This is a genomic window from Sodalis sp. RH14, from assembly GCF_047324285.1.
Classification (GTDB): domain Bacteria; phylum Pseudomonadota; class Gammaproteobacteria; order Enterobacterales; family Enterobacteriaceae; genus Acerihabitans.
This window is the reverse complement of record NZ_CP178739.1, coordinates 2880718-2892601: the sequence shown is the minus strand read 5'-3', so window position 1 is coordinate 2892601 and position 11884 is coordinate 2880718. Positions and strand designations below refer to the sequence as shown.

Sequence of the window (11884 nt, the reverse complement as noted above, 5' to 3'; positions counted from 1 at the left end):
AGCCTTTATGGGCCGGCATCAAAGGTTGCCCTTCCCTGCGGCTTTTTTATGGCGGATTATCACCGCGTCTCCCCGACTTAACCTCTCAATCAATTAAACAAAATCTTATTAAAGCTTAATTAAGCTACTCGTTTATATTATGGTAGGTCACTAACTCCTTGCATAACCAATAATACCAACCGGAAATAGGTCGTACACCATTTATCATTGACGTTATCTGGCCCGTACTCATTTCGCCCTCAACCTCGTGAGCATCAGCACAACTTAAGGAAATATATGGTTAATTTAATCAATTACGGCACATCCAATGCCCCATCGGCGTCATCTTTTTATTTGAAACCAATAAATAGTTTGCATTCATTTTCAAAAGTTATCATTAAAGCTAGAAATATTAATCACCCAAAAGAGCCAGATATTCGCCATCAAGGAAACCATACGGGTATTGCCGGCGACAAACAGCGATCCACCCCGGGCTCAGATGATAGAATTAATTATTTATATCAATGTGCAAATGAATTGATTCGCAACAAAGACTGCTTACTCACGGCCGGCGGCGTACGTTATATTAATATCACGCTAATGGATACAACAATTAATCTCCCCGTCAGGCATATTACTTTGCCGAGCGGCCGGGCTATTCTAGCGGGATATTTGGACAGCCGGTTGGTTGTGGTCCACGAAAATAATTATTATATTGAAGATCTGCTGCAGGCGCCCCTCACTGTCACCTCGGCGCTGGGCCAATTGCTGGCGCACCTGGCTCAGGGATATAACACGGGGTATATCCTGGCGCGCCCGGCTTGGCTGGATACGGCTTTAAACTGGTTCGCCAACGCGCGGGATCCGCTGATATTCCCCCAGACGAGCGGCCTGCAGCTCCATGAGCCCGCAGGGCGCCAAACCCTTTATTCAGCCGCTGCCGAGATATCAGCGCATCCGGCCCCCGCGGGCGATAGCCCACGCCCATTAGAATTCAAGCCGGCTCCGGCGCTTCCAACAGACGCCGTGATGCCCCATCCGCTCGGTGCGCGCGCTGATGGCTCGCCTGAACTTGGCCGCTTTTTCATTGATGACCAGGAATTCAACCTTACACCCGCCAATCCCGCCGGCCGGGCGGTGTTACATGAGCTGGGGCGGGAATTGCAGGCGACAGGCGTTAACCTTGCCAACGGCAATCGCGAGACGTTAATAGAGTTAGACAAGCTTATCGCCGCCAAGGCTGAAGATATATTTTATTATGGGCTTTATTTTAAAGACAAAGCGTATGTACTGCACGTACTGATCCTTAAAACGTTAACCGAAAAACTCTTGACGTCGTTGCTGGGTTTAAGCGCAACAAACACCGACGGTCATCGCCTGATCAAACAGCATATGGCTGATTATAAAACTCTGCACGACTATATTCCGGATATAGAAGGAAAGCTTGTCGAGGCTTATGAAGATATCAATATCGATATCATTAGTCATACTGTAGCTTTGCTGAAAAACAGGGATTTCGCCTCAGTCGTAAATGAACAGATATTAAAAATAAAAAACACCTCATTTTATGATCATGCCTTTCATGTCGAAATATACAACACGCTCAAAGTCATGAAAATAGCTCATGATGAATATACCGCACAGCTTTTCCAAGCCGACCATACCACTTTGGAACGGGTCACTTACACGACCAATCAGGACATTTACACCGCTCTGATTGATAACAATAAAAAAGCCTTAACCGAGAGCCTGCTGAAATTAAGGTTTTATTATATATTTGAGTATACCCGTTTTAATGAAATAAGCGTTCATACTAATAACTTTTTATTGCCAGGAGAAATGACCAATCTTGGATACCCTTTCGTCGCTGATGAAACTATAATTGATATTGCGGATATGGAAAGACTCTTTATAAATGAGGCGGAAAATTACATCCATTTTAGACATAATAATCATACCCATCTAAATTTTATACTTAAAATGGTAGAGTTATCTCGGCTGAACGAAGTTCAACCTGAAGATGAGGCATCCTGGCAAGAAAAAAACATTGCACCCTGGGACCAGGCATATGCTATTTTATCGGAAATACTGATTGCAAATTACCAAGAGCAAGAAAAATTCCACACAGAGCAGAAATGGTATAACGACTTAAAAATAAACTCACATGCATATAAGTCAACGCTTATATTACTTGCTTACTTCAAGAATTTGCAAAGAATATTTATTAACATCATTGATTATTTTAGGGGCAAAAATATAACACTTGTAGCGGATAATGCTGAACAATATATTGCTGCGGCAAAAATTGAGGCGATGAGAACCGAAACTAAAAAAACGCAAGGCCACCATACAGATTATCAGATGCTTTTGTCATATCAGCGACGGGTTTTGGAAGGTGATGTTGAACTTATGATGAAAGCCTCCGTATTTTGGTATCTAAGCACAAAAAACAATTTTGATGAAGACCTATTGTCTTCATTACAAGCATTGTATATTCTAAGAAGTTTTGTCAGCGAACAACAGCATTTTTTCATTGAGTATAAAACGCGCGAACAAGTGGGCCATTTAAGCATTTATCAATTGTCACCTTCAGATAAAAAAGATTCTTTAGAAGATTATTATAAACAATTTTATGATTATAAGCATTTTTACGCCGGTCATGAAGCCCGTAAAAGCAGCCTGGCGGCGATTAACTTGTCCGCAATCGATTATGTCGACGCCATATACCCGCCAAAAGAAATATTTTGCTTTGAAGTTTTCTCGCGAAACTATGTTTCTAACAGCCTATCCCCGTTTAATTATGTTTATTTCCCCCATAAAAATATTGGCTACCTCTCACTTTTGCGATTACAAAGCGGCAAGCTTTTTCTTTTATCAACCCTTAGCGGTTATGTCTTTATCCATGACATTGATAAATTTGATAACCAGCCTTTTGTGCAACAGATGATGGCTTACTGGCGCGGCTATAACGCGAATAAGCAATCGGGGCGCCCAGAGCCGCTGGGGTGCGGGGCTGATTTCCTGGCGGGACTGTTTCCTGATATCGACGCTAACAGCGGCGATCTTACCACCATGATCGACCTGGTGCTTTCTCCTCCGGAAGACGAGCCCATGGGTATGCATGCGGCGCCCTTTACGCTGGTTGCAGTCAATAGTAGCGATATCATATCATTGATCAAACCCTATATTTCACAACCGATTGACTCGTCACCGCCGGTAAGTCTTGATACGCCGCTGATTACCAATATTGATTATTTGTCTCATGCGACACTGCTTACCATTGCCGATCGATTGAAAGAAACGCTGCGTAACCATAGTTGGCCTGAATATATAGCCTCGTTTATTCCTTTTTTCGATACGCTTTGCAAACACTGGTATGATAAAGAGCATGAAATAAAATTCAATGAAATCATGTTCGATCTATTTGATCTCATCACCACGATTGTATTTATGGGGGGGCAATTTAAAAAAATCCCTGAAAACACATTAAAACATGCATTATACAAAGCCATAAAAAACAATACACCGCGAGAGATGCTACAACGATTTATTCTTAATGAATTAGTGCTATCCGCACCTGAAGTGGGAAAAAAACTCGCCGCGGCGTCGGTTAAGGAATTTGCTTCTTTCCTTTTTCCGCTACAGCCTTACGGCAGCTTACTGTTTTTTCTTACCTTGAACATTAAAAATAAAATCACCGAAATTGTTTCAATCGTCAACGAAGCTATCAGAGCAGAATCACGGCGCAAGAAAAATTTGCGGCAGGCATGGAAAACAGATATTGATGCCCGTCTACTGGAAATAAAATCAACGGGTGTTTTGGTTGATAAAATCACGCAAAACAAATTATATTATGTTGTAAATGATAATGACTATTTCAAGGTTTTCTGGGATAAACATTATGGAGGATGGAGGATTATCAATAAAAAAATGACTAATGAAAAAGATTTTGCTGTGCCGGTAGTACGCAGCAGCACCGGCAATTGGATAGCCAGTGTCGGTAGTCGTTCCAGTCATTTCATTGCCTCCTACGATTTTTATGAAGTAGCAAAAAAAAACCGCAATCATATTGAGATAATACAATGTGAAGCTGCGCCCACCTTGTCAAAAAAACCGGATATCGATAACAGCACCATAGATTTCTATAAGCGCGTGATACGATTTTATCTTTATAAAAATGATTATGTGCGTGATATCATTAATCAAAACATACAGCATGAAAATTTTATTGGCAGATTTCATCGCAGCTTTTTCTTTCGGCAGGAGATTATTGATTCTTTAAAGTTTAACGGTTATAGCCAGGATGAAGAATTTCTGGTTTCCGCTATACGGGCCTTGACTGAAAAACAAGAAGGGATTATGCGTTTCCGTGCTATTTGCGGCTGGAAAAACAAGCATTCAACAGTACCTGAAACCTATTTTGCATTAACACTTGATATTGAAAATTATAAATTTATTATTGATCTTAAAGAAATGCGTGGTTCATTCATTTTACTGGATACCATGGATGTTTTCACCGAAAATGAATGGTTGAGCATGTATAATAAATCGCCATTAGAATTCGAACTCATTAAATATAAAGATATCGACTCATTAGAGGATGTTAATTATCTGACATACCGGGAGGCTACGTCGCCGTCCAGTATTCTTAAAAACGGTTTCTTGCTTAAAGAACCAACATGGTATTTTCCTTTGATTATCAGAAGCAATAATGCTCCTGGCAAACTAAAATATTCAACCGGTTATATGCAATCATCCGATTTTCGTCTGGCCGCACGGGCATTACGCCATTCAACTTATACCTATACGTTTAAAGAAGAATTCCCCCTGCATGTTTTATACAAAACCAAAAAATTGGATAATGAAAGCGCAATAAAACTGACCCGAATGATAAACCAGGCAAAAATAGATAATTTTAATAGCCACGCCATTCTTTCCGACAAATTCAGGATAACATCCATAGAGAACATGCTCAAAATTAACGAAGGCAACCTTTTGGCGCTCTACAGCACGGCCAATTTACTTGAGCATCTATTGCTTTGTCAGGGCCACGGTCGATTTATCGGCATAGAAAATCACTTTTTTGATCCCGACCTGCCGGCAAGGGTTTCCATCGTTATCGCCGAACAAATGGGCACGTTCGGGCAAGGGCTGCTGACGCTGCGCCACAACGGCAAAAACCTCTTCGTCATGGCGGGCAAGGCCTTTGGCTCGAAGATTGAGATCCCCACATTAATGGATGAACTTCCTCGTGAAAAAGTGCCTATTTATCTGAGTGACGGCCAGCAAAGAGGCTACAGGGAGCAGCAGGTTTCGCGCGAAAAAATCCTGTTGGGAAAAGATTGTCATATCGACCTGATCAGTGATGCCAAGACGCGCTTAAGGATAAAACTGCATGGCGCGCCCTTTAATGTGAATAACATGGATGCCATTGAGTTTTCAGACATTGTCCGCGGGCTTTCGTATCTGGATAATGCCAAATTCAGGTTTCAGGATTTGGAAAGCATTGAACTTTTTTCCTGCTACAGCGGCTATGGCCACCGCTTTTCGACGGGGCAAATCCTTGCCAATGAGCTAGGTCTGCCTATTAAGGCTTACCCGTATAAAATCAGCGACGATATCCGCCAGCGCAGGCCGGAATGGTTTACCTGGTTTCGACCGGGTAAGCAGCATATGAGCCCGGCCCGCGGCAGCGTCGATTCCTCTCATGGTTCCGAGGATGGAAGCTTCAGCCAAAGCCAGAGGATACATCGCCGGTTGCATGATTTGATAAGCTTCGTACTGAATATGCATAAAAGAATTTTAGTCCAGCGCAACAAGCGCGATCGTGCGGCGGCGCCAAATAACACCACGGCGACGGGCCCTATCCCGGCATCAGCCCCAAATGCTGGTCAAATGCCGTTAATCTATCTGGATATTTTGCAGCAATTATATGGCTATGCCCCGCCCAACGCGGATATCCCCCGTCATATACAATCCCTTAGTCCGCAGTCCTTACATATACTGGATGCCATTATCGCCGAATATCACTTAACCGGCGAGGAGGATCGCTTTATTGTCGAGCAGGCTTTTCTGGATGTCATACTCTCGCTGGACGAATATCGTTATCTGTCCGATTGGTTTGCTAATGAAATCAACCCGGGCGATCGGCACTGATGGCATAACCGGACGGATGACGGATAAAGGGCGCGCGCGCAGGCAATCACCTCAACTTGAACAGGATATCTCCAAATGCCTGCCCCACTCCGGCGGCGGCGCGGCCAGGTCGTTAAACGCCGCATCGCCATCAAACGGACGGCGCAGGGCCTGGTGAAGCCTGGCTAAAAAAGCGGTGTCGTTTTGTTCAGCGCCGTCGATAGCCTGCTGGGCCAGATAGTTGCGCAGGATGATGTTGGGGTTTTTAGCCAGCATGGCCTGCCTGCGCCGATCGTTATCGACGTCTTCCTGCAGTAGCCGGCGGCGGTAAGACTGATACCAGCTGTCAAAACCCGCCAGGTCTTTCATTTCATCGCGTAGCGGCGAGCGCGGATTACGAGCCTCGCTTTCACTTAACAAGCGAAACACCTGAGTGTAGTCGCTGCCTTCACGCGCCATGAGTCCAAGCAGGCCGGTGAGAATATCATTATCTTGTCGATCGCGCGTGGTAAAGCCCAGTTTGGCGCGCATCTCCTCGCCATAAGCGTCCATTAGCGCCGGTTCATAGCAAGCCAGCGCCCGCTCAAGAGAGTCGACCGGCATCAGGCCGGATAACGCCTGCGCCAGTCGATGCAAATTCCATAAACCCACCGCCGGCTGGTTGTCAAACGCATAGCGGCCCTGATGGTCGGTATGGTTGCAGATATAATCCGGCTGGTACGCATCAAGAAAACCAAAGGGGCCATAATCTATGGTAATGCCCAAAATCGACATGTTGTCGGTATTCATCACGCCGTGGGCAAATCCCACCGCCTGCCACTGGGCAATCATGCGCGCCGTCCTTTCCACCACATCCGTCAGCCATAAACGGTAGCGATCTTCCAGGCCCAGCCATTGCGGCCAGTGGCGGCCGATAACATAATCCGCCAACTGGCGTACCTTATCGGGTTCGCGCCGGTAGTAGAAATGCTCGAAATGCCCAAAGCGCACATGGCTTGGCGCCACCCGCAGCAGCATGGCGCCCGGCTCCGCTTTTTCGCGCCATACCGGCTCGTCGCTGGTGACGATGGTCAGTGCCCGCGTCGTGCCGATGCCAAGATAATGCAGCGCTTCGGACGCCAGAAACTCGCGTACCACGGAACGCAGCACCGCGCGGCCGTCCCCCATGCGCGAATAGGGCGTGAGGCCGGCGCCTTTCAGATGCCAGTCCATCGACCTTCCGTCCGCCAGTTGCTGTTCGCCGAGCAGTATGCCGCGCCCGTCGCCCAGTTGGCCCGCCCAGGCGCCGAACTGATGGCCACTGTAAACCTGCGCCAGCGGCTGCATGCCGGGCAGCAGCTGTTCGCCGGACCATATCGCCGCATGCCGCTCGTCGAACAGTTCATCGGCAAGAGCCAGCTCGCCGGCCAATGCCGCGCTATGGTAAAGCAATCGTGCGCCGCGCAGCGGGGTGGGCGCAAGAGCGGTATAAAAACCGGGCAACTGGTGGAAATAGCTATTCTTGAATATCGGGGTCTGTGCCATGGTGCCTCCTTACTCAAGTGTAGAACGTCCGGCGACATACCTGTAGTGCGACCACCGGTCTCCCCGTCACCGCTTGCCGCCGCATGAGCCATGGCCGGCCATGCCGCCGGGAAAAATTCCTTTTAGCGCACGGCGTCGCTCAACCACGCGCTGACGTCTTCCAGCGCGTCGCGGTCCTGCGCAAAATCGGCCATTATCCGCCGGCAAGCCAATGCCATATCGGCGGGACGATAGGTTACGCCGGGCAATGCCCTGGCCAATGCCTCCAGGGGACTGGGATTCAAACTGTCGGTAAAGAGTTGGCAGCGGGTTATCACGCCGTGTTCCATGTCCATATGCAGTTCCACCCCGCCCCAGGCAAAACGCGCATCCAGCGTATGGCTGAAGGCCGGCGCCTGGCCAAAATTCCATTCCCAACTGCTTTGTTTGGCAAATTGCGCGGCAAACCCGGGCAGGTCCGGCACCTTGTCCGGCGAAATGATTTCGGGCATCACCGGTTCGCCATACCATTGGCTGAACGCGTCGCTCAGGTAGCGGCATAACAGGTGATGCTCGATAGCGGGCAGCACCTCGACAAGATTGGCCACCCTGGCGCGCACCGAGGAAATGCCCTTTGCCTGTAATTTTTTCACATCGGGATTAAGGTATAGCGCCAGTCGGTCCAGATCGGCGTTGAGCAGCAGGGTGCCGTGGTGAAATCCCCGATCCGCCGTTTCGTGATAGGCTGAGCCGGAGATTTTACGCTCGCCGTCGGGGGTGCCCAGCACCAGGTCGTTACGCCCCGACGCGGTCGCCGCGATGCCCATATCGCGCAGGCCATTGAGGATAATTTGGGTGGAAATGGATTTATCATAGCCCGGCTTGCCGGCCATAAAAGTGAAGCACGTATTACCCAGATCGTGAAATACCGCGCCGCCTCCGCTGCTACGCCGGGCCAGTTTGATATGGTCCTGCGCCATGCGCCGGGTATTGCATTCTTTCCAGGGATTCTGCGCGCGGCCAATCACCACCGTATCCGCATTGCGCCATAAAAACAGCACGCGTTGGGTGGCCGGCATCTGGCGGAAAATACACTCTTCCACCGCCAGGTTAAACCAGGGATCGTAGGAATCGGACAAAAATAGCCGCAGGGATGACATACTTTCTCCCGTCGTGACGACGTTAAATCAGCCGGTTAAATACGCCGCGCCTGCCAATAGGCTTTGCGCCAGTAAACATTGTCCAGCGATGAGCGTATGACGCCGCGGCTGGTCGAGGCATGGATAAACAGATCGTCGGTATCATAGATACCCACATGCAGTCCGTTGGCGCCGCTGCCCGTTTTGAAAAACACCAGATCCCCCGGCAATAGATCGTCACGAGAGATGCGCGTGCCGACTTTAGTCTGCGCCTCTGTGGAGCGCGGTAATATGATGTCAAACCGGTCCCTGAAGGTGCGATAGACAAAACCGGAGCAGTCCACCCCGTCCTGGTTCAGACCGCCATAGCGGTAGGGCGTGCCGTGCCATTGGCGCAGCTGCGCATGGAGACGGGATTGCACCACGCTGGCGTTGGCCAGCCGCGGGTCGGGACTGGGCGCATGGTGGCTACAGCCGGTAATCAATAACGTTACTGCCAACAGCCAAAAGGACATCCGTCTCATTTTCTACTTATGACTCTTTATATTGACCATGCTGATTAAGAAGCGCCCGAAATCATCCGCTGCGACGGTAAAGACGGGCCCGATGCCACCAGCCAGGGGCGCTCGCCGGCCTGGAGCAGGGTAAAATCCACGCCGAACACCGGCGAAAGGATCTCGGGACGCATAACCTGCCCCGCGCTGCCCTGCGCCGCCAGGGCGCCGGAGGACATAAGCCACACCCGGCCGGCATGATGCAGGGTATGGTTAAGATCATGGGCGCAGATCAGCACGCCGAGCCCCGCGGCCGCGACTTCCGCCAGCAGCGCATCCAGGGCCACGCGCTGGGCGATATCCAGGCTGGCGGCGGGTTCGTCGAGCAGCAGTAGCCGGCCAAGGGGGTTCACGTCCGGCCAGATCTGCAGAAATACCGCCGCTAGCCTTACCCGTTGCCATTCGCCGCCGGATAGCTGGCTTAACGGGCGGTCGAGTTTATCCGCCAGCGACAAGGCCGCGGCCAGATATGCCACGGTCCGATCAATCGCGGCCTCGTCGGCGTTGCGCGGCTGATGCAGCATCAGATACTGGAATACCGGCATGGCGGTGGAGGGCAGCGCCTGCTGGCATAAATAGCCCCGGCGCAGGGCCAGGTCGGCGCCATGCCACTGTCCCACCGGCCGGCCGAGCAGGCTGACGTCCCCCGCCGACGCCATCAGGCCGGCGATACAGGCCAGCAGCGTGCTTTTCCCCGCGCCGTTAGGTCCGATGATATGGATCAGGCTGCCGGTCGGTACTTGGACCGATATCTTCGCCAGGCGCCGCGGCACCGATACGCGCCGCAGATCCAGTAATAACGGCGGCTGCATGGCCGGTGCGCCGTTTATTGCGCCAGGGCCCGTTTGACGGCATCGAGGAGAATGGGATCCTGAGGCGTCATATCCGGGGCAAAGCGTTCGAGGACGGTACCGTCGCGCCCTACCAGGAATTTTTCAAAATTCCATAAAATATCCTGCGGCTGCTTAGGCGCGCGCCCTTTTCCCGCCAGGCGCTCATAAAATGCGCTGCCCTGCGGTTTTATCGCCGTGGGTTTCGCGGCGATCAGCGCCCGGTAAAGCGGGTGGCGCTGCTCGCCGTTGACTTCAATTTTACTGAACATGGGAAATTCGACGCCGAATGTCCCGCGACAAAAGGCCAGTATCTCTTCATCGCTGCCGGGTTCCTGGCCGGCAAACTCATTGGAGGGAAAGCCTAAAACCTCCAGCCCCTGGGCATGCCAGGTTTTATAAAGCGCTTCCAGTCCTTCGTATTGATCGGTCAGACCGCATTTCGAGGCGACGTTGACAATCAGCAGTACCGAGCCCCGGTAATTTTCCAGGGTGGTAACTTCCCCGGTAATGGTCTTCAGCGGCAGGGTATAAAGGGTATCACTCATCTGAATCTCCTACGGGTTACAGTTAAAATCAGCAGCTTAACGCCATACACCAGCTTATCCTCTTATCCGGATTAATAGCCAGATAAATATCGGCGAGCCAAGGGTGGCGGTTACCACGCCTATCGGCAGTTCCGCGGCATACAGCGCGATGCGGGCAATCACATCCGCCAGCAGCAGTATGCCCGCGCCGGCCAGGGCGCAGCCGGGAAGCAGCCGTCGGTGATCGGTTAATCCCCATAAACGCAAGATATGCGGGACCACCAGGCCGATAAAACCAATCACGCCGGCCAGGGCTACGCTGATGCCCACCATCCAGCCGAAGGCCAGTACAAACACATTGCGCCAGACAAACACCGGTAAGCCCAATTGCATCGCCTGCTGTTCGCCCAAGGCCTGCAGGTTCATCACCCGGCCCTGCAGGCACAGCCAGAGAATAAAGGGCAGCAGGGACAATACCAGCCATTTGTCGCGCCAGTCCACGCCGCCAAAGCCCCCCATCATCCAATATAATAATTGGCGCAGATCCAGGCTGGTACTGAAATAGACCGCCCAGGTCATCACGGCGCTGCAAACAATGCCAAGCGCGACCCCGACCAGCAGTAGCCGGGCGTTGGAGGCGCGGCGTCTGGCAAACCACAGCAGCAGCAGCGTAATCGCCAGCGCGCCGGCCACCGCGCACAGACCCAGGCCCCACACCGGTATCGTCCCCCGGCCAAGCAGTACGCCGAGGGTAAGCGCTACGCCTGCGCCGTTGGCCACGCCCAGCAATCCTGGCTCGGCCAGCGGATTTTCAAAAATATTCTGCATCGCGGCGCCGGCCAGCGCCAGCGCCGCGCCGACGGCCATCACCGCCAGGGCGCGGGGCAGCCTCAGTTGCCAGATGAACATGCGGGGCGTGTCGTCAAGCCATTGGGTCGGCCAGTACCAGACATCGCCGGCGCACAGGCTCACCAGCAGGGCAATAAACACAAACAGCGCCAAAACGCGGACGCGCGCGGTATCGCGACGGGATTGCCGATATTTCAGATCGCTGAAAAGTGGACTGTTTGACGGCATCATCACTTAAGGTCCGGTAATACAAGGTTATCTGGGCACGGAAAACGGGCTTTTATCCTACCGGGATTAACGGCAAAGCGGTAGCGCCAATGGCGGGAAAATGAAGGTTGTGATATCGACGGGATAAACGGCGTTTTACC

Annotated in this window: 7 protein-coding genes; 1 reads left to right on the top strand and 6 read right to left on the bottom strand. The window is 51.0% G+C overall.

The genetic code is table 11. The features are described 5' to 3' along the window. Window positions 1-276 precede the first annotated feature (276 nt). Entirely contained in the window at window positions 277-6135 is a 5859-nt protein-coding gene (locus ACL2XQ_RS13225; protein WP_413740472.1) for a hypothetical protein, read from the top strand. 51 nt (window positions 6136-6186) lie between these two features. On the opposite strand, the gene ACL2XQ_RS13220 is transcribed toward ACL2XQ_RS13225, so the two are convergent. From ACL2XQ_RS13220 to btuC, 6 genes are all read right to left on the bottom strand, one after another. Next, window positions 6187-7638 carry a protein adenylyltransferase SelO gene (locus ACL2XQ_RS13220; RefSeq protein ID WP_413722905.1) on the bottom strand — a complete coding sequence of 484 codons (1452 nt, stop codon included), beginning with the start codon at window positions 7636-7638 and terminating at the stop codon, window positions 6187-6189. Between the two features lie 122 nt (window positions 7639-7760). Beyond that, complete coding sequence (locus tag ACL2XQ_RS13215; RefSeq protein ID WP_413740471.1) at window positions 7761-8777, bottom strand: lipoate--protein ligase; 1017 nt, start codon at window positions 8775-8777, stop codon at window positions 7761-7763. 35 nt (window positions 8778-8812) lie between these two features. Further along, complete coding sequence (locus ACL2XQ_RS13210; protein WP_410014999.1) at window positions 8813-9271, bottom strand: C40 family peptidase; 459 nt, start codon at window positions 9269-9271, stop codon at window positions 8813-8815. Between the two features lie 44 nt (window positions 9272-9315). Next, complete coding sequence (gene btuD, locus ACL2XQ_RS13205; RefSeq protein ID WP_413722907.1) at window positions 9316-10122, bottom strand: vitamin B12 ABC transporter ATP-binding protein BtuD; 807 nt, start codon at window positions 10120-10122, stop codon at window positions 9316-9318. A gap of 14 nt (window positions 10123-10136) precedes the next feature. After that, window positions 10137-10688: a glutathione peroxidase gene (locus ACL2XQ_RS13200; RefSeq protein WP_413730406.1), complete on the bottom strand. Its 552-nt coding sequence runs from the start codon at window positions 10686-10688 to the stop codon at window positions 10137-10139. Between the two features lie 54 nt (window positions 10689-10742). After that, entirely contained in the window at window positions 10743-11744 is a 1002-nt protein-coding gene (gene btuC / locus ACL2XQ_RS13195; RefSeq protein WP_413740522.1) for a vitamin B12 ABC transporter permease BtuC, read from the bottom strand. Between the last annotated feature and the right edge of the window lie 140 nt (window positions 11745-11884).

What these genes read in the sequence shown, in the direction of transcription:
- ACL2XQ_RS13215 (WP_413740471.1), bottom strand. Translation starts at nt 8,777, where the DNA reads ATGTCATCCCTGCGGCTATTTTTGTCCGATTCCTACGATCCCTGGTTT.
- ACL2XQ_RS13220 (WP_413722905.1), bottom strand. Translation starts at nt 7,638, where the DNA reads ATGGCACAGACCCCGATATTCAAGAATAGCTATTTCCACCAGTTGCCC.
- ACL2XQ_RS13225 (WP_413740472.1), top strand. Translation starts at nt 277, where the DNA reads ATGGTTAATTTAATCAATTACGGCACATCCAATGCCCCATCGGCGTCA.
- btuC (WP_413740522.1), bottom strand. Translation starts at nt 11,744, where the DNA reads ATGCCGTCAAACAGTCCACTTTTCAGCGATCTGAAATATCGGCAATCC.
- btuD (WP_413722907.1), bottom strand. Translation starts at nt 10,122, where the DNA reads ATGCAGCCGCCGTTATTACTGGATCTGCGGCGCGTATCGGTGCCGCGG.
- ACL2XQ_RS13210 (WP_410014999.1), bottom strand. Translation starts at nt 9,271, where the DNA reads ATGTCCTTTTGGCTGTTGGCAGTAACGTTATTGATTACCGGCTGTAGC.
- ACL2XQ_RS13200 (WP_413730406.1), bottom strand. Translation starts at nt 10,688, where the DNA reads ATGAGTGATACCCTTTATACCCTGCCGCTGAAGACCATTACCGGGGAA.